Genomic DNA, 22,970 nt, shown 5'->3' with positions numbered 1-22,970 from the left:
AGCATTGGCTTCAAAAGGTAGATTGGCAATCATCGCTGGTGGTGGAGAGCTCCCCCATATTGGAATGTTGGAAGCTCTCGCTAGCGGTGAGGATCCTTTATTTTTGGGACTCATCGAATCGGATTTTTCTCCTAGAGGACACGAGTCTAGGACCATTCCCGTCCACATCACCCAAGTCGGGAAAATTTTAAAAACCATCCAAAAAGAAAAAATCACACGAATCCTAATGCTTGGAAAAGTGAGAAAAGATCTCCTTTTCCAAAAACTCAAATTTGATCTGAAAGCACTTTCCATCCTTGCCAAAACCATCAACCGAAATGATTACCCCATTTTCCTTGCGATTGCCGATGAGTTTGAAGCGATGGGAGTAAAAGTGATTTCACAAAAGATCTACTTACAATCTCTCCTCCTCAAAGAAGGACGATACACTCCCAAAAAATTCAGCACCCAAGAACTAAAGGACATTGAATTTGGAATGTTCTACGCAGAAAAAATGGCTGATTTGGATATCGGCCAAATGGTTGTTGTGAGTGATGAATCTGTCATCGCTGTGGAAGCCGTCGAAGGCACAGACGAAACCATTCGACGTGGTGGCCAATACACCAAAAAAAAAGGTGATGCAGTTGTTTGTAAAAGTCCCAAAGCAAAACAGGACGAACGATTTGATTTACCTACCATCGGAATTCACACCTTCCAAGTGATGTTAGAAAGTGGATGTAAAACATTGTGCATCAGAGAAGGTGAAACGCTTGTTGTCAATCCGAAAGAAACAATCGAATTTGCCACAAAACACAAATTAAACTTTTGTGTCCTCGGTAAAAATGGAAGTAAGGTTCTCAATGGTAGCCAAAAAAAAGTCACATCGATCTAATTTTAAAAAAAACATTCTAGTCATCGCAGGAGAACATTCTGGTGACCTCATTGGTGCCGATCTTTTACAAGAATTAAAACTCATCGAACCTGATTACCATTTTTATGGGATTGGTGGAGAAGGAATGATCCAAAATGGCCTTGAGTCATTGGAAGAAATGGAAAATCTCAGTGTGATTGGATTTTCTGAAGCGATTAAAAAGTATAGTTATCTAAAAAAAGTTTTTTATCGTTTGTTAGACGAAACCACGCACAGACCAACTCAGCTTGCCATCCTAATCGATTACCCTGGCTTTAACTTACGTTTAGCGAAAGAATTAAAATCACGGGGTATCCCAACAGTATTTTACGTATCTCCACAAATTTGGGCTTGGAAATTCAAACGAATCTTTTTTATAAAAGAACACATTGCTTTAATGCTGACACTTTTTCGATTTGAAGAAGAAATTTACAATGAGTATGGTGTGAATGCAAAATTTGTAGGCCACCCTATTACCAAAAGGATTCCAGAAAAATTAAAAAAAGAACAAGTGATTCCAGAAAAACTCCCAGACCCTCACCATGGTTATACGGTAGGTTTATTACCAGGATCCAGAAAAGGAGAGATCCATCGACTCATAGATCCAATTCTCGGCACAGCAGTTTTACTCCACGAACAATGTAAGTTAGAAAAAAAGAAAATAGTATTTTTACTTCCGAATATTAACCAGAAGGAAGAAACTTTTATATTAGATAAAATTAATGTCATCAAAACAGCACATCCGGATATCCAAATCCATTATCTTTGGAATTCCTCTCTTCGAGTAATGGAAGCAAGTGACCTACTCCTCATTGCATCAGGGACAGCAACTCTGGAAGGTTTGTATTTTGAAACTCCAATGGTGATTTTGTACAAGGTAAGTTTATTTACCTATTTTTTAGGTTCATTACTCATGAAGTCAAAGTTCATAGGTCTTGCCAATATCCTCAGCGGAGAAGAAGTTTGCCGTGAAATCACCCAAAATGAGTGTAAACCAGAATACATAGTTTCTGAGGCTTGGAAAATCCTTTCCAATACAAAACTCAGAAATAAAATCAAAGGCATTTTACGTGAGGCAAAAGAAAGAGAACTGGGAACAAATAATGCTTCGAAAAAAGCTGCAAAAGAAATCCAAAATCTTTTAAAATCAATTCCTTCGGATTAATCGTACAACACGGTTTTCCCAAGTTCCAATCCATGATTTTGGTTTGATATCAGAATACAAAAAATAACCTTTCACTGACTCTTCGTCAAAAGCCCGAATCCGAATCCCAACCGAATCCAAATCAAGTTCCAAACCTTCATTCCCATCAATTAACACCTTTTTCTCTTCTGGATCAATTTGGAGTTGGTGGATTTTGTTTTCCCATTCCAGGGTCCACTCACCTTTAAAATTTGGTAAACTGCTTAGGCTCGGCACAGTATCCGCTGGATTTGACTTTTCAGAGCATTGAACCAAACCCAAGATCAAAATTGAAAATAAAACGAAAAATCTCATTTGAAAACGCATTTGTTCTCCTCCTCTGAAATCGAATAATTCCCTCTTGTTTCACCAATCAGGCCATACACTGTCATCTGGTAATTGCCGTTTTTATTATTACCATACCCTTTTAGATCGATGGCCCCACTTCCACTGGTAACAACAACATCAGATAAGTAATCCAAATCGGAATATCGATTGAGAGTAAATTCCATATCAAATGGTGACTGCAATGGTTTTAAATCCACACTTCCCTTTACAATCAAATCTCCATCTTTTAAATTAATTCCAAATAATTTTAAGAAATAGGATGTCCTAGCATCTTTATGCAACATATAATAATCACTTCCAATGCTATTGAAGCTAAAATCCATACTGACATTGGTAGGTTTAAGTTCGGTACCACACATGACCATCCAAGGTTCCGACCATGGGTATTCTTTTAAAAGCAAGTTCAAACTAAAGTTAGGTGTTTTACTCGCAAAATAAGATACCATAGAAACTTTTGAATCCACATTTCCCAAACCTAAGTTGAAATTAAAACGACCATCTTTGACTGTAAAATTACCTTTTGATTCTCCAAGTGATTTAGCCCCTCGGTAAGGATAAAAATTTGTTATATAGATTCCTAAATCCAAATTCATAGACTCTAAAAAGTATTTGTAGAGTTTTGTTTGGTAAAAATACTCTTCCGGAATTAGTTTTTCTTGCCTTTCTCGAATTTCTTCTAAGGTTTCCTTTTTCCAATCTTCATACAATGGTTTCCAATCATTCGCTGTAAGTTCCGTTGTCTGAAAATTAAGTTTTGATTTAGATGTCATTGGGTAATAGTAGGAACCATCTATTTTTTTGGAACGACTCCACTCGGATGATCCAGATCCCACTAAATGAGAGGGTTTCCCAAAAATTTCAGCATCTAAGTTCAAATCCCATTCTTGATTTGGTTTTAATTTTAATGAAAGTTTCGCATTTTCAATTTGTACAAGTGAGGAATCAAGTTTGATCTCACTTCCATTGAGTTCCCCTGAAAGAGAAAACCATTTGTTTTTTTCCCCAGTTTCCTTTAATTCGATACCTCCACGTAGTTCACCAAACAAAGGAAAACGAACAAAACCAGAAATATCGGTAACATGTTCAAATATATCTTCTAAAGCCCCAATCTGAAATTCAATTTTGCGAAAGAGTAAAGTTTCCTTCGCCATCTGGGACAATACTTGTGATTTGATTTGGAACTCATTTCCAATGAATTCTCTCTCCTCTAAATTTTCGGTAAAATGGAACTTCTCACGAAACCGGAAACCTTCTAAGAGATAGTTTTCAAAAAATGGAATGATGATGAATGAATTTTCGAATTCAACTTCTCCATCCATCACAAAACCAGTATTAGGATTGGATGTTATTTTACCTCCCCCCGATAAAACGGCAGATTGAACATTTGCACCAAACAAATAATTGGTGAGTAAAATTGCTTCCTCAGAAGGATAATTTTTCCAAAAGAATTCAAATTGATACTCATTCAAATTGGATTCAGAGAACTCACCTTCTCCTTTGATTCGAGTTGTATTGGGAACCCAAAACCAACCATTTGTATATTTTAAATAAAGACGTTTGTTTTTTCGAATTAAATCGATATCCCAACCTTCTTTCCAATCCACCAAAGTTGTATCTGATTTTTTAACTGTGAGTTTTGCATCATGAAATCGGATGTCTTTGATACGACTTGTTTGTGCATACTCTATCAGCCGATTCCTTAGACTAGTATCTTCATTTAAAACTAATTGTGGACTGTAAAAATCAATCCGTTCCACAGTAGGAGATTCTTTAAAATAACTTGAGAGTCGAAAGGTAACTTTTTTCACCTTCAACATATGGTCGTTAAACGAAAAGTCTTCCTCGTTTGAGACAACCAAATCTTCAATGATTAACCCTTCTCTCAACGAAAAATCGAGAACCCCGATGTCAACAGCTTTGCCTAATTCTTGGTTGATGGTAGCAGCTACAACTTTACGAAGTTTTACGAGTGGGATTCGATAGTTACGGAGATAAAATTCCAAACCATAGTAAGAGAGAATAAAGAGAAAAAAAACAAAACCAAGAGCTATAAATGAAAATAGAACCCGTTTGTTTTCACGGATTCTATTGAGTAAGAATTCTAAGTTTTGTTTCCACTCAAGGAAACGATGTGTTGGGAAAAAACGGTCCAAAAAATCTTAGAGTTTGCCCTCCGGCTGTAACACTTCCAAACATTCTTTTTGAATGGATTTTAACGTTTCATTGTTAGGAAATTCTTCCAAACCAAGGTTTGCTACTTGTAATCCTTTTTGGTAAAAACCAGTGTTTTTGTATTCGAAACCCATTTTGAGATAGGTCTTTGCAGCCGTCTCATAATAGAATTCGTCTTTTTTCTGATTTCCTTTTGTGTAAGTTTTGGTAAGAGTTGCAAGTGCTGGGTAATATTCTCTTTCTGCCACAAGGGATTGAACTACAAGTTTTTTACGTTCCATTAGGTTCGTATTTTTATCGAGTTTTTCCGATTGGTTTAAGAACTGGATGGCTTTACTATATTCGTTTTTTCCGATATAGGCTTTTCCCATTGCCAAATTCCACTCAGACAATTGCACAGGATTTGCTTTTGCCTGGTTCACTTGGTTGAGAGTTGTGATCGTTTCTTCATAACGACCTAAATCGAGTAATAACTTTCCCTTTTTGATGATTAATTTGTCACGGGATTCGTCAGAGAGTGTAGAGGATTTGAGATCAGCATCGATTGCTTCGATTTGGGCCAAATGAGACCCTGTGTTGATTTTGGAAACTCCTGGGCGGATGGTTTCCTTGTTTGATGCGCAATTTTCAAATGCCACTACCAACAATAGGAGGGTGAGTGGGAGAATCGATTTCATTAGCCTACCTTTAGTTTGTCTAATTCCTCTAAGAAATTCTTAGTTTCTGTGTCTCTATCCTTCGTTTCCATCGGGAAAAAAAGAACAGCGTCCTGAGACAGCTCGTTTAAAAACCGAGAGGGGGCACTCTCGATTTGCTCCCCAAATTTGCGTCTTGTACGAGCCGAAGTCAAGTACAATTTTCGCCTTGGGCGAGTCATACCCACGTAGAGAAGGCGTCGTTCTTCATCGACCACTTCCCCTTCTTCTTCTATAACACGTGAGTTCGGTAAAATTCCCTCTTCTAGTCCCACTAAAAATACTAAATCGTATTCGAGTCCTTTGGACTGGTGCATCGTAAGGAGTTGCACCCGCCTGTCCTCTTCATCTTCCTTTGGTTCGTCTTCCATAAGGAGGACTAATCTTTGTAGGAAGTCAAAAATCGTGGCCTTGCCTTCCCTGCCCTCTTCTTCTTCAAAAAAGGACAACATGTTTACCAGTTCACTCAAATTGTAGATCCGGGCTTTGACCACCTTCTCTTCGGTCTCTTCCATGGAAATTTCCCGCTCAAATCCGATTTGGGTGATCATTTCCCGAAGGACTGGAGCTAGTTTCGGAGACATGGCAAACTTCTTTTTGAAAGCATCCACCATTTCTACAAATTGGTAAATTTCTTGTCTGACCTTAGCCTTTACTTCGGGCAAATAGTCTGGACTCTCAATCATTTTATGGAAGATTTCATACAACGAAAGTTTGTGGGTAAAGGCTTCTTCCTGCAGTTTTTGCATAGTGCCAGGACCAATCCCCCGTTTTGGGTAATTGATGATGCGAAGGAGGGAGTAATCATCCTTCGGGTTTGCGACATACCGAAGGTAGGAGATACAATCTCGGATTTCTTTGCGGTCAAAAAAATTATAACCACCTACTACTTTGTAAGGGATGCTACGGTTTCGAAGTTCCTCTTCAAAGGGTCTCGATTGAAAGTTCGTACGAAAGAGGATGGCAATTTCTTTTCCCTTAAATTCATTTTTGATGAGTAAGGTTTGGATCCGCCCGGCTACAAAGATGGCTTCTTCCCTTTCATCAGCGGTTTCATAGTATTCCACTCGTTCGGCGGAAGGGATTCGGCTGTACAAGGTTTTTTCCTTTCGGCCTTTGTTGTTTTGGATGAGAGAGTTTGCTGCTTGGATGATGAGTGATGTGGATCTATAATTTTCGAGAAGTCTCACCACTTTCGCATGAGGGAATTCCCTTTCAAAATTGAGGATGAGTTGGACATTGGAACCACGAAACGCATAGATACTTTGGTCGTCGTCCCCTACCACACAAAGGTTATCACTGTTCCCTCGAAAAAGAGATAAAAACTCATATTGGAGTTGGTTTGTATCTTGGAATTCATCCACAAGGAAGTATTCGTGTTTCCTTTGGTAATAGGCCGCAATTTCAGGAAACTCAGCTAACAGCCGTTTGGGAAGTAATATCAAATCATCAAAGTCGATTGCATTTTTTTCTTTGAGTCCTTCTTCATACAGGGAAAAAACTTCAGCAGCCACTAAATCAAATTCACCAGAGAGTCCATTGTCCTTGGGGTGGACTTGCGTATTTTTGGCATAAGAGATACGGCGAAGGATTTCTTTTGGGGGAACTTTTTTGGGATCCAGGCGTTTGGATTTTAAAAGGTCGGAAACAAAAGCTTCTTGGTCTGTCCCGTTAAAGAGTAAAAACGTTTCGTTGTAACCAAGTTTTGTGATGTGTTCTTTTAGGATCTTTAGGCCTAACGAATGGAAGGTAGAAAGTGTGATCCCTTTCAGTTTTTCCCTCGGAACCATCTTTCGGAGGCGCTCTGCCATTTCTTTTGCACTTTTGTTGGTAAAAGAGAGAGCAACGATTTTACTGGCTGGGATTTTCACTCCCTCCACCATATGAGCGATCCGGTTGGTAATAACACGGGTTTTCCCTGACCCCGCTCCTGCAAAAACAAGAAGGGGACCTTGGATGGTGGAAACTGCTTCCATTTGTGCCGCATTCAATTTCATAGGGAGTCCAGTAAGGGACATAATCCAGTGAAATCAAATGGGGTCGAGTAAAAAAGGTTTGGGAAGTTTACTTAGGTGCCGTTTCCATCCAAGATTTATTTGGCCCATGGAAATTCAGAAAATTGACAAAAATTTCCTCTTCGAGAATGGGCAAAACAGAACGAAATCGCATCCAATCCAAAGTGGAATACAGCGCGATCTCAGATAAACCTACTTTTCCATCGGAAAAGAAGTGATTGCCACTTAACTCTCGTTTGATGAATTCTAAAATAGAACTGATCCGAAGTGCATTTTTGGTTAAGTAAGGAGCGGCATCCGGTTTGATTCCCTCCTTATTCAAATAAAAGAGGAGAATGGCATTGTCAAGAGCTTGGTCAATGGCTGTGAGTAGATTGGCTTCTCTGTAAAGATGGTCACCAGCTTTCGGACGAAACTTACCATGACCTTTTGTTTCCAAAATATAATCAGTGATAGTATGGCTATCCCAAATTTTGACATCGTCTGTTTCCAAGTATGGAACTTTCCAAAGAGGATTTTTTTCTCGTAGTTCTTTTTGCCCAGATTCTGTCATCGTATCAACCAGTTGGAAAGGTATCCCTAGTTCTAAACAGAGGAATCGAATTCGTCTGACATAAGGGGAAGTGATGCTACCGTATAATTTCATAAGGAAAGGTTTTCAAACTATGCTTCTTCTAGCAAGGAGTAAGATTGAAACTTCTAAAAAAAGCTAGTCAATCCTTCGGACCCAAGATTGGATTGGAGATGGATTAAAACTGCACTAAAGGAACAAAAACAATTGAAAGAACGAAAAAATTGGAAAGACCTATTCCCTACTCCCATTTATACTTTGGCATCTTTCGATATCAAACTACCACGTTCGGAAAAAGAAAAAACCTATTATGTATTAAAATCCAGAAACTGGGTGAATGTGGTTCCCGTCACCAAAACTGGTGAAATTTTACTTATCAAACAATACAGACATGGGATTGGTGAAGACAGCTTAGAAATTCCTGGTGGCATTGTGGATGAAGAAGGACCAGATAGTGAGCTAACATCCGTCATCCGAGAGTTACGTGAAGAAACAGGTTATGCAACTGATCCAAACAAAATCAAATTATTGTCAAAATTTTCTGGCAATCCAGCCATGTTCACCAACTGGTCCTATTCTTACGTAGCCTATGATGTGGAACCTGTGCATGATGTAGAGTTTGATGAAGGGGAAGATATTGAAATTGTATTAAAATCGCCAAAAGAAGTCAAACGGCTGTTACTTGACGGAACAATCCATCACCCCCATATGGCGGCCGCACTCGGGATTTATTTTTTACTTGAAGGTTAGAAACTAACTTTGATAAGGAACAATTTGGAGAGGGTTCGGATGTTTTGGATCAATTCTTTAGATCATTCGAATGCTTTGATGGAAAACTTCGTTTAGAAAAATCCCCAAGATTTACGAAATCGCTGGAAATTTAAACAGAAGTTTGAGAAAGTATGAATATGAGAAAGTCCATCGTACACACTATCCTAGTACTTATCATAATGTTCTGCCAATTCCCTGTCATGGCAGAACCAGATGCGGCATTGGAACCCATCACCATCACTGTCCAAAAGGGAGAAACTCTTTCTCTCATTTCGGAACGCCACCTTTCTGATCCGAAACGTTGGCCAGAACTCTTGAAATACAATAAAATTCCAAATCCCGATTTGATCAAACCAGGTCTCTCTCTTGTAGTTCCTGTTTTTTTAAGAAAGTCAGTGGTTGGTGTTACTGAATTTGTGATGGGACAAGTGGAATGGAATGGAACTGGTGGAAAAGGACCTTGGACTCCACTCAAACTTGGCCAAGAATTACATCCGAATGACCAAATCAAAACCAATGGAAAGGGAAAAACGGACATCCACATCAACCAGGTGGGAATGGTACGCATCTTAAACAATAGCCATTTTGAAGTGAGAGGGGAAGATAAAAAAGGTGGGCCTGTCACAGTGGCACTTTTTAAAGGTAGCCTTGACGCAAAAGTGACAAAAAGTGATCCGCCAACGACGAACCATAAATTCAATATTGTTAGCCCGTCTTCTACTGCCGGTGTGAGAGGGACTGAGTTCCGAGTGGAACTCGATGAAAAATTGAGTTCAACAATCTCTTGTTTTGAAGGTGTTGTGGATGTAAATGCACAAGGGAAAACGGTAGAACTGACACAAGGAATGGCAACCTTCGTCGAAAAAGGAAAGTCACCTGTCCAACCTTATAAAATTCCAGAAGCACCTCGTATCAAAGAAGAATAGAAGGGATATGAAACAAAATCTAACTGTAATTCTCACTTTATTAGTACTGATTTTTAGTGCCGTAGATTCTAAACCAAAAAGGGAACTAAGAATCCTCATCGATGCGGAAGCCGATGCCAATTTTGAATTGGAACTTTGGCAAGAAAAACCAAGCGAAATGGAAGCATCGATAGCGCCAAAACCACCAGAGGTGATTCAATTCAAAGGGAATCGAATCACTGTGACTCCAAAAGATGACTTCGAATACTTTCGTGTTCGCAGGTTAGGTGAATATGGAGCGAAAGGATTTTGGACCCAAGTGTTCTCTACAAATGTAGACCCTGGTTCTCCTTTGTCTGTTCCAAAAGAATTTGTAACAAAAAAAACATTTGAACCAAAACCAGTTCCGAAAAAACAAGTCTCCGTAATCTCTAACGATAGTTTTGTGATTATCAAAGAAAAGGAAGTTGGTTCTAGGTATTTAACGAGAGACCATATCAATGTATCACCTAGCGATGATGCTTCGGGAATTGCGGAAGTTCGTTACCGAGTGAATGATGGGCAATGGAATTCTGCAAAATCTTTAGCTTCGATTCCTTTTACAGAAGAAGGAGAATACAAATTATTTTATTTCTCTGTGGACAGGGCTGGAAACAAAGAACCAATTCAAATAGTAGAATTTACTAAAGATACGAATCCTCCAACTTCCAATGTAGAGTGGATGGGTACGATGACAAAAGGAAAAGGGAATACAAACTTTTTATCCCCAACTTCTGCAATCCGATTGGTAGCAAAAGACAATCGAAGTGGAGTTAAAGATATTCTGTATTCGATCACCTGCCAATCAGGAACTCAATCTGAGTTTAAATCCTTTACAACGGATATCTCCGTATTAGGTTTAAAATCTGAATGTAAAGGTTCCTTCCAATTGTTTTATTATGCAGTGGACCAAGTAGGAAATGAAGAACCAGTAAAAACTTTAAATTTCCAATTGGGAAGTGAATCGAATTAATCCTAATCCGCAATTTGTGAATTGCACCTTGATTTTGTAGGATAACATTGGCTGAATAGAGATGAAAAAAAATCTTTCTTTAGCCATTTTCCAACATAAAGACTTTCGGTTTTTTATTGTCGCTCGGTTTTTTATGGTCCTTGCGATTAATATCCAAGCAACAATCGTTGGTTGGCAGGTTTATGAACTTACAGGTAGTGTGTTGGATCTGGGCCTTGTTGGATTGTTTGAAGCCATTCCTTCCATCCTTGTCTCTCTTTATGCGGGCCACCTAGCAGACCTTAGAGACCGCAGAAATATCATTGTTGTATGTCTGTTTTTTTTATTCGTCTGTTCCCTCACCTTATTTGCATTCACTGGTCCATTGTTTTATCTTTTGGAAACTTATAAGGCATATCCGATATTTTTAGTGATATTGGTCTCTGGGATTGCTCGAGGATTTATTTCCCCTGCTATTTTTAGTTTTGTTACTCAACTTGTGCCAAGAGAACATTACCCACATTCAGCAGCTTGGATGGGAACATCTTTCCAAGCTGGTGCCGTCATTGGTCCAGCTCTTGGTGGAATTGTGTATGGGAGTTTAGGAATCCACTGGGCTTATGGACTAGATTCTATTTGTATTGGTTTACCCTTCCTGTTATTCTTTTGGATTAAAAAACGAAGTTTACCAGAAACAAAAGTCAAAGAACCACTTAAAGATAGCCTGCTCAAAGGTTTAAAATTTGTTTTAAAAAATGAGATCATGTTAGGTGCCATGGCACTCGATATGTTTGCTGTTTTATTTGGCGGAGCCGTTGCTCTTCTTCCTGTATTTGCAAAGGATATTTTATTCGTTGGTTCGGAAGGACTCGGGTATTTGCGCGCAGCACCTTCCTTTGGTGCTTTGATTATGGCCTATTACCTAACTTACAAACCACCACTTGAAAAATCAGGTAAGGTTTTACTCTCTTGTGTATTTGGATTTGGGATCTGTATGTTGGTATTTGGTTTATCCCATTCATTTTATCTCTCTCTTTTCGCTTTATTTTTATCAGGTGTATTCGATAGTGTTTCGGTCGTAATCCGTTCGACCATCATGCAAACGATGACTCCGGAAGATATGCGTGGGCGAGTGAGTGCTATCAATAAAGTGTTTATTGGTTCCTCCAATGAAATTGGTGCATTTGAATCAGGAATTTCTGCTAAATTTTTAGGGACAGTTGGTTCTGTTGTGTTTGGAGCCACCATGACGGTATTCATTGTGATGTTTACGTATCGGCTGGCACCCAAACTAAAAGAACTAGAGCTAAAAAACTGGGTTTAAAAATGCTTGGAAATTCTCATTTCCATGACAAATTGGACAAGCCATGTCCGATTTGATCCATGATTCAAAACTTCCCGAAGATAAAAAACACACTCTAATCCTTCTCATACAAACGATGTTAAATGATGTGAACAAACAGATCACACATTTAGGAATCAATAACTACATGAAATTGCAAGAGGATATCGCCAAAATTTTGGTTCCCATCATAGAAGATAAAATGGAATGACTAGTCATTAGAACATAACAAAGATTGATTCTGTTTTGCCTGCAAACGGTTTAACAGAAATACTATCCATCTTGGAATGGTATTTTTTTGTCTTGTATGGCAAAAGGATATGGTTCGTTTCTCTGTATGAACCCACATCCAAAGATTTTTACCCTGCCTAAAGTTTGTCCTTCCCACTGCAATGGAATTTGGATCAATTGGAATCAATTCTTTCGGATTACTTCCATCCCAAATGGAAATGGAATGGATTTTTTCTCCATTGGAAAGACTCACACGTGTTCCAAGGAAGTAATTTTGTAAACTTAAGGATATATCCGTTCCTTCACTCATTTCCCATATTGGATCTGGTTCGACTTTTTCCCAATCAAACCTTCCCCATTCCTTTTCCAAACCATTGTTTTTTGGAATCCCAACCCAACCTAACGATTGTTGGTATGGTTTTGCAAGGGCATTAGAGTTAGAGTCAAAATTTCCTGTTTCTTGGAAAAACAAATTTGTTTCGTACAAGGGATTATAAAAACGTTTGATCATAAAAGAATGTAACTCCCAAGTTTGGTCTGTATCGGCAGAAACATTGGACGCTATGAGTGGAATGGCATTTGATTCAATCCGTTTCCACTCCTTTAAAAATTCATTCGTAATGAGAGGGTGACTCATTTTGACAAATACTTCTTTGTTATTGTCCCTTGCTGATACAGAATAATTATAAGACCCAACATATACATCCCTTTCGTCGATTACCATTGTTTTGTGGTGTAAGAGTCCACCTTTGTATGCATTCTCTTCATACACAAAGTCGACATTTCCATCTTCCCAGATTTGAGATGGGAAAGGCAAATGTTGGCTTAGATAAATCGCTTCGGGATTTGTTTGTTTCGGTGAGTTATAAATTCCCCAAACCCGCACCCCTCGTTTTGATGCTTCTAATAACTTTAAACTTATGACCGGATCGAAGTGAGAATAAATTAAATATTGGATGGATACTTTTGCCGAATCAATTGCCTCAAGGATCTGAGCTTGGATTTCAAACCCTGCGTCAGGTGAAAATATATATTTTAAGCCTCCAACTTCGACAGTTCCCAAAAGATTTTTACCCTCCAATGTGTAAACAAGTGCATCGTATTCTGGAAGTTTAAGATTTTGGATCCAATAGACATTGTGATCTGTTTCCAATCCATGCGAAGTAAAATTTCCTGTACCAAGGAACATTCTTTTTCGATCGAATAACATAATCTTTGTATGGTGAATCCCTGAACCTTCCCAACGTTGTACTTTGAATCCAAAAGACTCTAGTTCCTTGTAATCCTCATCTTTGTCGCCATAAATTTGGATATTCACTCCAGTTCTTTTTTTGGCATACAGGGCAGAGATGATTTCATAGTCATCAATCGAATAAACATACATACGAATGGATTCCTTCGACTTTTGAATTTCTGAAAGAATCACATCTCTTACGATTCTCTTTTTTTCTTTTGTCACATTCCGACCGGGATAAGAGAAATAAATTTCACTCAGTGGACTTGGAAATAAAAATGCAGACAGATCTAGTTTTGATTTTGGTGAATGGCAATGCAAAACAAACCATACACTAATGATTGGAATAAAAGGAATGAACTTTTTATCTCTATCTATTTTCAAATTTGGTACCTTCCATAGACATATCCAAAATTAGAACTGATACCCATGGATTCCGGTAGATATAACTGAGAAAGCCCAACTCCTAACTCAAACCCTTCCTCACTTTTAAGTGCCACTTCCAACATACCTTCAGCCACAAAAAATTTCTCAAATTGTCTTTTTTGAAAATGGATCCGACCATCTAACAAACCATTTTGGTGGTAAGGCACAAAATAATTTCCGATTAACTTAACAATGACTTGTTGGTATTGGTATGAAAGTACCAATTCCGTTAAATACCCGAAGGCTCTTCCTTCGATGAGGGCAAAGTTCTTCTCATACCCCGATTCAGTGACGGCGGCCGATGGAAACATTCGAAATATCTGTGATAAATAAGGTGTTTGACTCGGGTGTGTACCCATTGATACATAACCTTCTTTTACAATTTGATGGTTTTGATTTGTTTCTGCAGTATCGGAGAGAAAATGAGAACTTCTTATTTTAAATTCACCTAACTTTAATTCAGTGCCAATTTGGATTGCCTCACCTGCAATTGGAATGGTTCCCGGTTTCTCTGCGATTTGGGAACGAGTCCTGTCACTCCCCTTACACCACAAAAAATCAAATGCAAAGGATAAGGTTTCAAATTGTATTCCAAATCCAAAATTCCCGGAAAAGAGAGAATCACCATCTGCAGAATTCTTCTTTGTTTCACTTGGATGGTCTTTTGTGTTAGGCCCAAAACCTCCTAGTTCCAAGTAGTGAAAACCAAGTCGTAAAGAATTAGATTCACCATAATGGATCCCGAAACTATGCCTCCTATGATGAGAACGACTAAACCCTTCATTCTTTTTTTCGGATGTCAAAAATTCCGAAGAAGATTCCGTACGAAGTAAACCATGAAATTGGTCTTTCGAGAGGAGAAGTGATCCAGAATAAAAATCCCAAATCATAAATTGAAATGTAAGATTGGATTCAGGTTTTATTTCTAAAAATAAACCTTCGCCTCCATCGTATTGAGTGGAAAAACTTTTAGGTGAAAACAAGTGTTCCCTTCGGCCCACCCCTAAAAAAAACAATTTGGATTGGTAACCTAAAAAATGATTTTTTCCTAAGTAATAATTTCGTAACCCGGTTTCTGGTCCTGTTGTGAGTTGGACATCAAGGTTCCAGTGGATTTGGTTTCGGTTATTCTTATCTTTTAAACCAACAAAACCTGATTCTCCTGAGCTTCGATTCAAATAGGCATCGTTACGAAATACTTGCCCCCATCTTTGGTTATGAAAATCCCAATTGGGAACTTCCAATGGTTTGGTGTTTTGGTTTTCTTTTAAAAATAATTCATAGCCATAAATGCCAAACTCAAGACCAATTCCATACACTCTTGTAAAAGGAATAAAATTCAAGACTAGGAAATTGAAAATAACGAACGTTAGATAAATTAACGGTTTCAATTTTCCTCACGATAGACTTCAAAGTCATCTGGAGTGGTTCCTTCTGCATTCGTTTTTAACCAAATGTATTCTCCGGTGCTTACAGTCTTATGAAAGTTTGAGGGACTTTCCTTATGTCCGAAAGATGAAATGAGAATGGAAACTCCATTACTCTTTTTTCTCAGTTGGAGGAATTCACCAGAAGAGATTCCATTTCCGATGGTCTGTGTTGTGACAACGGTGATCAATCGATCCGATTCTGAATGAAAGATCGGTAAGTACCAATCTTTACCATCAGGATCCACAATCCAGGCACAACTGGAAGGTGGTAAAACGGTATCGTTTGTTATAAATCCTTTCCCATTTTTACCAATAGGAATTTCATTCGGAAACCGGGATTGGTAAGAAACCAAATCATCCGTTGAAGTTTCATCTTCTATTAAATACAAACTTAAATCCTCTGTATTTCCAGAGCGATTGCATACATAAACCCATTCATTCTGCGAGAGAAAAGGATTCGGATAAATGGCTTCGATTTGAATTGGTCCTTTTTTCTCTAGAAATCCAACTGGTTTGATGAGATTTGGATGAGTGAAATAAGAATACATCTGTTCTTCGGGGTGACCAAAGAGAACATTCGTTACATCTAAGTTAAACTGTAAGCTAAACAACGGTATCACAGAGATTGCCAATTTCTGTCTTTGGTTTCCAAAAAAAATTGAACCAAGATTTCCTAACGCGGAATTTGCCAAGTAACCTGCTTGGTCTTTTAATTTAACAATTTCCAAACTGGCAGTTTTTTCAGAACCTGGACTCCTCCATAACCCTGGACAAGGAATCGAACTTACCATTGAGGATGAAAAAAGAATGGGTGTAATTTCGGGGTGAAGGGAACGAGAACCATCATATGATTTTTCTTTTAATAGGCTATCATTCCAGACAGTTAAATGGTTGTTAGATGTATCTTTGTCGGTATACAACAAAGATTTAAATGATTCACCAAAAAAACCAGAGGGTAAATGGTAAATATTTTCACCGTTACATTGATTTGGTTCGTATCCAAACGTTTCCATTTTTCTACCACTCTGTTTCCAATAGAAATAGTCTTTCTTTTCACTCGATTGAAAGGAACCAATCCCCTCTTCCCCTTCAAAGAATCCGAAATCAAGAAATGGATTTGGGTTTTGTGCAAATTCTAAGAGGGAACTGCCTATCAATTGTATTTGGTTTGATTCGTGTACACCTGGGCTTAGCTGGAATCCAAATGAAAGTAATTTGGAATCACTCGTGATTCGGGGATGTGGAAACTCTTTCTCTTGGACAACAATGGAAAAACGATTTTGGTTTCCTTTCCTGAGCAAATGGTAACGATTTGGATCAAACTGGAAGGAAAAACTCTCTTCTGTTTTTCGATTTTGGATGGAAAAGGGAGGGATTTGGAAGACTTGTTTGGGGATATAAAATGGTTTTTTTCGTTCTAAAAGATTCCAACCTAACCAAAGTTCCCTAGTGAATAGGAATATTCCATTCTGTTTTAGAATTTCTTCCTTTGCTGAAAATGGATAAACATCTCCATTCAAAATCCAATTTAAAGAAGATAAATCACAAGAAGTTCCTTCATTGCGAAATTCAAAATAAGCAGGTAAAGGGAAGTTTGGTACTGATTCGTTTCCCGGATAAAATTCAGTGAGTCGGATCTGACTTGGATTACACTGAGGGATTGGATTTGTCTCGGCATTTTGTTCTAGGTAGTTTGGTATACCAGGATTACCACAAAACGATTCTTCACTTTCCCATAGATTTTTTTGGTCACGACAAGAAGTGGTTCTCCACTGTTTTGCAAAATATTCCCCTCCTTGTTTAAAATCGAACGAGTTATCATACAAAATCGATTCCCCAAATCGGATGGTTTCCTGTGTTCCCAGCTGAGATAAAAATTGTTTGGAAATGTTGATTCCTTGGAATTTTGGATGGTCGGATAAGAGTAAGATTCCATGTGGTAACATCACACGGCTACGTTTTCGAAAGTCTTCCGATTGGAATGTGATTGTGACTCCCTCTTTTTCCCTTTCGAGTGTTTCCGCATAGGGACAAATGACCTTGTCTTTTGTGTTCTCCCATTCTAAATAACGCACATAATCAGATTCTGAATGACGGAAGATTTCAGAGATGTTAGGTGAATCAATCTCACAACTGGAAATCCAAGATTGGTTCTGGCTTAACACCAAATCGAGAATCTTCTCCACATTAGGGCATGGAAATTCGAATACAATCGTTGGGGTTTGATTTTCCGAAACAGAAAGCGAATACGAACGGTAAACAACCTCACATTCTGTATTCGATTTTTGCAAAAAAATAGGATGAGGGATTGCAAAACTTTGGTACGTCACAAGGCCTGTTGAAAACACTTGTTCTTTCCACTCTAAAACGGGAACCATCTCTCTTCGTTTTTCTTTCCATTTCGCAAATGTCTTGAAGGAGAGATTCCAACCCTTTCCAGATTCTAAAAACGTAGGATATTCTGATTTTAGATTTTTTAAAAGAGAAAACCCGGTTTTCCAACGATTGGAACTTTCCTCATCTAATTTGGAACAAATTCTGAATTTTGCACCTAACTCTAATTTGTACAATGAAATGGGAAGTGAATACACACAAAAAATCCCATTTTCATAATGAAACACTTCCTTTGAATCTGGCAGACTGAGTGACGAATCCTTCGATCCATATTCAAAAAATAATTCAGGAATCTCACCTAAGGAATCATCATAAAAGTAAAACGGAGATTGGTTTTGTGAAGAACAAGAAACTACGAAAATAATAAAGATGAGTAAACATTTTTTCACTTAACCTCTCCTTGTCAAAGAAGGAGTTAAGAATCTTTATTTCGGTTCTATTTTTTTTAAAGATTGAATGTTATTATAAATTTTTTCAGCAAGCACTGGCCCAATGCCTTGTACATTTTCCAATTCTTCTTTTGATGCATCCGTGACTTTTTTTTTCGATTGGAAATAGATTAGGATATTTTTCCTTCGACTTGCTCCGATATCAGGGATATCATCCAAAATGGATTTGAGTGCTTTTTTCTTCCTTTGTAATCTTTGGAAGGTAACACCAAACCTGTGGGCTTCATCTCGTAAATTACGAAGAAGTCGCATCATAGGCGAATGGATATCAAAACTATAAGGGTGTTTTTCCCCTGGAAAATAAATCTCTTCTCGTTTTTTTGCAAGGCCTACCATTGGAATATGCCCTAGATCGAGTGCATTCGCCGCTTCGGCAGCTCGTGATAATTGGGTAAGTCCTCCATCGATCACAATCAAATCAGGCAGTGGTTCTTCTTCGTTCACCAAGTGGCTTAACCTTCTTGCAATCACTTCATGGATCATACCAGGATCGTTGATTCCATCATAACCTCTCATTTTATAATGGCGATACCCTGATTTATATGGTTTTCCTTCTACAAACATCACACCACTGGCAACAGGAGAACTCCCTTGGAAATGCGAGATATCATAACACTCAATTGTCCTAGGTAGCGTTGGTAAATTTAACTTTTCTTGTAACTCCTTCATAGCAACAGTTTGGTCACGAAGTTTTGTTGCGAGGATCCTTTCTGTTAAACTCAATTCCGCATTTTTTTCTGCTAGGCGAAGTAAGGATTTTTTCGGACCCATCTCAGGGAATTTTAATTTAATGGATGTGCCGTATTTTTCGAGAATTGTTTCTAAGAACACATCGTGATTGCCTTTTGCCGACGTTGGTAAGTACACAACACTTGGTAAGATGGTGACGTTTAGATAATAATCACGCAAAAAAGAGTTAAAAGCTTCTTCATCATCTGAAAAAGAAAGGCCAGTCAATGGGAAAGATTTTTTTCCTTCCAACCTACCACCTCTCACTTCGAGTATGACAATCTGACCTTCATCGTCTCGTCTGCTAATGCCTAAAATATCTTCATCTCCACCATCCAAACTGACAACTGTTTGTTTCTCTCGGATTTGATTGATTTTTTCAATCCTTTGTTTGAGAAATCCTGCTCGTTCATATTCCATTTTTGTGGAAGCAGTTAACATCGCAGATTTTAAATCGGCAACAAGGCGATCTTTTTTACCTTCTAAAAATCGAAGGATTTCATCCACTAACTCGGCATAAGTTTCTTTTGTGATATTTCCCTGGCAAGGTCCAAGGCAACGTCCCATATGAAAATTGAGGCAAGGCCTTTGCGGTTTTGAAAGTGGAAGTTTTAGTTTCGTTTTTCTAACTGGAAAAATGCGATGGATGAGCTCTAGTGTATCCCTAGCTGCTTTGACATCCGTAAATGGCCCAAAGTATCTGTCTCCATTGTCTTTTACTTTCCGAGTCAAAAACACCATTGGGTAGTCTTCACTTGTGGAGACACATAAGAAGGGATATTTTTTATCATCTTTTAACCTAACATTGAACTTAGGGTTGTATTTTTTGATGAGTGTGGCTTCGAGCAATAAGGCTTCTTTTTCTGTCCTTGTTGCAATCCAATCCAAATCATACAATTCAACATAAAGTGCTCTTGTTTTTCTGTCTTTTTGGTTAGGATTGAGATAGGACCTAACTCGTGATTGGAGTTTCAGGGCTTTTCCCACATAGATCACTTGCCCCAATTGGTTTTTCCAAAGATAACACCCTGGTAAACTGCCTAAGTTTTTTATTTTTTCTTGGATGGTTTTGAGTATAAGGGCGTCTTTCATAAAGAGGAACCGTCAGGAATTTTACGTTTACAATTCTTAGACAATCTGTATCCCTAGGGTATGAACATACGGAAAATGATCAAATTTATAATTTTTGGTCTTGAAGGATTTAACTATTTAATTGGATTCCCGATTTTACTGTCATATATTTATTTTTTTACACAATGGACCAGTGAAGAACTTCAAATCATTCTAATTTCTACTGCGATCGTTGTCTTTTTCATTATAAGCTTTGCTATTTCTTTTTATTGGATTCGTTTTTCACCCGTTTATAGAATATTCAATGGAACCGCTTCCAACACAGACAACCACAAAGCTTACTTTTGGCTCGATCATTTAGAAAAAGTCTCGATGATCGATGTCATCGTCCGTTATTCCGTAGGTTATGTTTTTGTACTCGGTGCCCTACTCTTTTACCAAAAAACCAAAAATTTTGTTCTACTCAGCGAACTTGCCATTGGACTTGGAATGACAGTTGCCTTTACGATTTTGTTCCAATCGATTTTTATTGGGTATGTAGAAACAAAATTTAATATAAAGGGAATTTTACTTTCCATTCGGTTAGATAAAAACTCGAGGATCAATACAAGAAAGTTATCGAGGAATTTAGGATTCCAAACTGTCCTCTCATTTTTAGCTGCTATTTTGTTACTTTTTATCATCAACTATAGAATGAACTTCAAACAAGAGTTAGACCTAGTTAACTCAAGTATGCAACAATCTGTAATGGATTCTGAATCCCTCATGCGACTCACTTTAGTTGATTTTCGTGATCGCCTTACCCTTTCGATTTTTACAGAGAACAAACTAAAAGACCAAATTGTGAAACGCAATTTAAACGGAATTCGAAATGTCCTAAACGAAATCCAATTAAAGAGCACAAACCATGCAGTTGAGGCATTGTTTTATTATAAACCCGATGATGGAATTTTTATCTCAACAAATGAATATGATCGTTCCAAAACCGGATCCATTTTTTACATTGAAGATGGAAACTTAGCAAGACAAGGACCACTTAGACATACAAGCATTCGTTCCAAAATTTCAGGAGATATTGTTTCCCCTTACACCTTACCCGTCTATGAAAACAACCAATTCCAAGGTTACGTAGGTGGATTTCTCAACATAGGCAAATTATCGAGTTTTATCTTAGGAAATTTAAAAATTGGAACATCAGGAAAAGTTGGATTTTTTGATGGTGATGGAACCATAGTTTATTTCTCGGACAAACGAGACATTGGAAAAAACGCCAAAACAATGTTAGTTTTCGATACTCCTTTCCAAACTCAGGAAGCACTTGGGTTTATTGATTCGACAGAAGATGGAACTCAAAAAAGAATCTTTTTTGTTAAAAACCCTGAATTCAATTATATCATCTATTGTATTTTTGAAAATTCAGAACTGTATGAAAAAACGTTAACAAGCCTTATGATGACACTTGGGATATCCATTTTGATCGTTGTCCTCATAGGAATTGTGACAGTACTTGTGATTGAATCCAAATTAAAACCATTAGAACGAATCAAGTTACGCATCAGTGAAATGGTAAAAGGAAACTTAAAATCCGATTTTTATGACTCGAGCCGTGATGAAATTGGAAGTATGGCAAATGCCATGTTTGAATTCCAATCCAAACTCCGCCAAATCGTCAACCAAACTCAATCAGTTTCCAATGAACTCACCAATACAAGTTCCGATATTTACGAATCCATGTTAACCCTTTCGGATGCAGCCCAAAACCAAGCGGCAAGTAGTGAAGAGATTTCTGCCTCCATTGAAGAAATCACTGCTGGGATTGAAAGTGTGGCACAACGTACGGAAACCCAATCTTTTACCTTAGTTTCTCTCATGAAAAAAATGACAGAACTCAACCAAGCTGTTTCCGAAATCGATAAAAAATTCCAAATTGCAGATGTACGTGTAGAAGAAATCACAAAAGATGCAAAAAAAGGGGAATCATCACTTGGTGAGATGAAACTTTCCATGGATAAAATTTACCAGTCATCTTCTGAGATGACAAATGTAGTGGAGATCATCCATACCATTTCCGAACAAATCAATTTACTGGCTCTGAATGCAGCCATTGAAGCGGCAAGGGCTGGTGCCAGTGGGCGCGGGTTTGCCGTTGTTGCTGATGAGATTTCAAAACTTGCTGACAAAACAGCAAAATCCATAGAAGACATCGAAGAACTCATCAAACAGAATGAAGTCGAAATCAACCAAGGCCAGGAAAAAATTGACCAATCAATTTCGATCTTAAGTGAAACCATTACGGGTGTGAATTCGATCAACCAAATGACAAAAGAAATCCGCATGGTTGTCCAAAAACAAATTGAGACCAATGAAGAGGTAAACGAAGGTGTCTCTCAAATCCGAGAACTTTCCGAAATGATCCGAGAGGCAACAGAAGAACAAAAAACAGCGATGATGGAAATTTCACGTTCCATAGCCGAAATCAATAACCATGCCCAAACTACGGCCATTTCAAGTGACGGCACAAAATCCAATTCACAAAACATGAACCAACTAACAGAAAGTTTACGAAAAGAGATCAATTATTTCCATGTCTAAGCCAAAAAATAAAGTCCCACTCAAAACAAAACTCATTGTGATTTTACTTCCGATGGGAATCGGTCTAGTCTCTGCTATGTTTGTGAAGTACAAGGTTCTCCTTCCTGTGGCCGTTCCCAATTCCTATATGGAACCAACTTTGAAAAAAGGGGACACCGCTTACTTCAATCGTTTTTACCGCAAAAGCCAACTGGGAATAGGAGATGTGGTCATCGCCACTTCCCCACTTGACCCGAATGCAACCATCATTGCGAGGATCATTGGCAAACCAGGAGACTCCATTTCCATCCAAAAACGATTGGTCTTTCGGAATGGAACTATCTTAGATCCCACAATCTTCCCCGAACCAAACACACAATTGATCTCTCTTATCCCAGCAGGTAAAACGGAACATGATGATATGAACCCAGTTACAGTTCCTGAAAAACATTTTTTTTTACTCACTGACAATCGCGAATTAGGAGTGGATTCGAGAACCCTCGGCACCATCCAAGAATCCCAAATCATTGCTGTTATGTGGTGATTTTGATTG

General features: G+C 38.1%; 18 protein-coding genes. 9 read left to right on the top strand and 9 right to left on the bottom strand.

The genetic code is table 11. The features are described from left to right. Positions 1 to 4 precede the first annotated feature (4 nt). Both DI076_RS02820 and lpxB read left to right on the top strand, forming a co-directional pair. A complete protein-coding gene (locus tag DI076_RS02820) occupies positions 5 to 871 on the top strand; it encodes an LpxI family protein (protein ID WP_108958521.1) in 867 nt (288 codons plus the stop codon). After that, the gene (lpxB, locus tag DI076_RS02815; protein WP_108958520.1) at positions 840 to 2,054 is read left to right on the top strand and encodes a lipid-A-disaccharide synthase; all 1,215 of its coding nucleotides are present in this window, start codon (positions 840 to 842) and stop codon (positions 2,052 to 2,054) included. The genes DI076_RS02820 and lpxB overlap by 32 nt, the downstream gene beginning before the upstream one ends. Here lpxB and DI076_RS02810 read toward each other — a convergent pair. The 5 genes from DI076_RS02810 to DI076_RS02790 all read right to left on the bottom strand — a co-directional run bounded on the left by DI076_RS02810 (position 2,037) and on the right by DI076_RS02790 (position 7,948). After that, on the bottom strand, positions 2,037 to 2,399 hold the full coding sequence (locus DI076_RS02810) for a hypothetical protein (protein WP_174705008.1): 363 nt from the start codon (positions 2,397 to 2,399) through the stop codon (positions 2,037 to 2,039). The two genes, lpxB and DI076_RS02810, sit on opposite strands and share 18 nt — an antisense overlap. Then, positions 2,384 to 4,573, bottom strand: coding sequence for an LIC_12586 family protein (locus tag DI076_RS02805; protein WP_108958519.1), 2,190 nt, complete (start codon positions 4,571 to 4,573; stop codon positions 2,384 to 2,386). The genes DI076_RS02810 and DI076_RS02805 overlap by 16 nt, the downstream gene beginning before the upstream one ends. Positions 4,574 to 4,579: 6 nt before the next feature. Next, positions 4,580 to 5,269, bottom strand: a complete 690-nt coding sequence (locus tag DI076_RS02800; RefSeq protein WP_108958518.1) for a tetratricopeptide repeat protein — start codon at positions 5,267 to 5,269, stop codon at positions 4,580 to 4,582. Beyond that, positions 5,269 to 7,284, bottom strand: coding sequence for an ATP-dependent helicase (locus DI076_RS02795; protein WP_174705007.1), 2,016 nt, complete (start codon positions 7,282 to 7,284; stop codon positions 5,269 to 5,271). Before DI076_RS02795 ends, DI076_RS02800 begins: the two co-directional genes overlap by 1 nt. Positions 7,285 to 7,351: 67 nt before the next feature. Next, complete coding sequence (locus DI076_RS02790) at positions 7,352 to 7,948, bottom strand: glutathione S-transferase family protein (protein WP_108958516.1); 597 nt, start codon at positions 7,946 to 7,948, stop codon at positions 7,352 to 7,354. A 132-nt stretch (positions 7,949 to 8,080) separates the two neighbouring features. Between DI076_RS02790 and DI076_RS02785 the strand changes: the two genes are divergently transcribed. The 5 genes from DI076_RS02785 to DI076_RS02765 all read left to right on the top strand — a co-directional run bounded on the left by DI076_RS02785 (position 8,081) and on the right by DI076_RS02765 (position 12,093). After that, positions 8,081 to 8,623 carry an NUDIX hydrolase gene (locus DI076_RS02785; protein ID WP_108958670.1) on the top strand — a complete coding sequence of 181 codons (543 nt, stop codon included), beginning with the start codon at positions 8,081 to 8,083 and terminating at the stop codon, positions 8,621 to 8,623. 158 nt (positions 8,624 to 8,781) lie between these two features. After that, positions 8,782 to 9,570, top strand: coding sequence for a FecR family protein (locus DI076_RS02780; RefSeq protein ID WP_108958515.1), 789 nt, complete (start codon positions 8,782 to 8,784; stop codon positions 9,568 to 9,570). 7 nt (positions 9,571 to 9,577) lie between these two features. Then, complete coding sequence (locus DI076_RS02775) at positions 9,578 to 10,561, top strand: LBF_2017 N-terminal domain-containing protein (RefSeq protein WP_108958514.1); 984 nt, start codon at positions 9,578 to 9,580, stop codon at positions 10,559 to 10,561. Positions 10,562 to 10,622: 61 nt separating this feature from the next. Then, entirely contained in the window at positions 10,623 to 11,864 is a 1,242-nt protein-coding gene (locus DI076_RS02770) for an MFS transporter (protein ID WP_108958513.1), read from the top strand. 43 nt (positions 11,865 to 11,907) lie between these two features. Next, positions 11,908 to 12,093, top strand: coding sequence for a hypothetical protein (locus DI076_RS02765; protein ID WP_100727218.1), 186 nt, complete (start codon positions 11,908 to 11,910; stop codon positions 12,091 to 12,093). On the opposite strand, the gene DI076_RS02760 is transcribed toward DI076_RS02765, so the two are convergent. Genes DI076_RS02760 through uvrC form a run of 4 tightly spaced genes read right to left on the bottom strand, consistent with a single transcriptional unit; the run spans position 12,094 to position 19,867 of the window. Next, positions 12,094 to 13,731 carry a phospholipase D-like domain-containing protein gene (locus DI076_RS02760; protein WP_108958512.1) on the bottom strand — a complete coding sequence of 546 codons (1,638 nt, stop codon included), beginning with the start codon at positions 13,729 to 13,731 and terminating at the stop codon, positions 12,094 to 12,096. It abuts the gene before it with no gap. Next, positions 13,728 to 15,152, bottom strand: a complete 1,425-nt coding sequence (locus DI076_RS02755) for an LA_2168 family protein (protein WP_439957261.1) — start codon at positions 15,150 to 15,152, stop codon at positions 13,728 to 13,730. Before DI076_RS02755 ends, DI076_RS02760 begins: the two co-directional genes overlap by 4 nt. 8 nt (positions 15,153 to 15,160) lie before the next feature. Further along, complete coding sequence (locus DI076_RS02750) at positions 15,161 to 17,986, bottom strand: LIC11755 family lipoprotein (RefSeq protein ID WP_108958510.1); 2,826 nt, start codon at positions 17,984 to 17,986, stop codon at positions 15,161 to 15,163. A 36-nt stretch (positions 17,987 to 18,022) separates the two neighbouring features. Beyond that, positions 18,023 to 19,867: an excinuclease ABC subunit UvrC gene (gene uvrC, locus DI076_RS02745; protein WP_108958509.1), complete on the bottom strand. Its 1,845-nt coding sequence runs from the start codon at positions 19,865 to 19,867 to the stop codon at positions 18,023 to 18,025. Positions 19,868 to 19,942: 75 nt separating this feature from the next. Here uvrC and DI076_RS02740 point away from each other — a divergent pair, with 75 nt between their 5' ends. After that, positions 19,943 to 22,438: a methyl-accepting chemotaxis protein gene (locus DI076_RS02740; RefSeq protein ID WP_167396497.1), complete on the top strand. Its 2,496-nt coding sequence runs from the start codon at positions 19,943 to 19,945 to the stop codon at positions 22,436 to 22,438. After that, positions 22,431 to 22,961 carry a signal peptidase I gene (gene lepB, locus DI076_RS02735; protein WP_108958507.1) on the top strand — a complete coding sequence of 177 codons (531 nt, stop codon included), beginning with the start codon at positions 22,431 to 22,433 and terminating at the stop codon, positions 22,959 to 22,961. Before DI076_RS02740 ends, lepB begins: the two co-directional genes overlap by 8 nt. The last annotated feature ends 9 nt before the right edge of the window (positions 22,962 to 22,970 follow it).

The organism is Leptospira ellinghausenii, assembly GCF_003114815.1.
GTDB lineage: Bacteria > Spirochaetota > Leptospiria > Leptospirales > Leptospiraceae > Leptospira_A > Leptospira_A ellinghausenii.
Note: the sequence above shows the minus strand (reverse complement) of the source record. Positions and strands in the feature narration are given on the sequence as shown.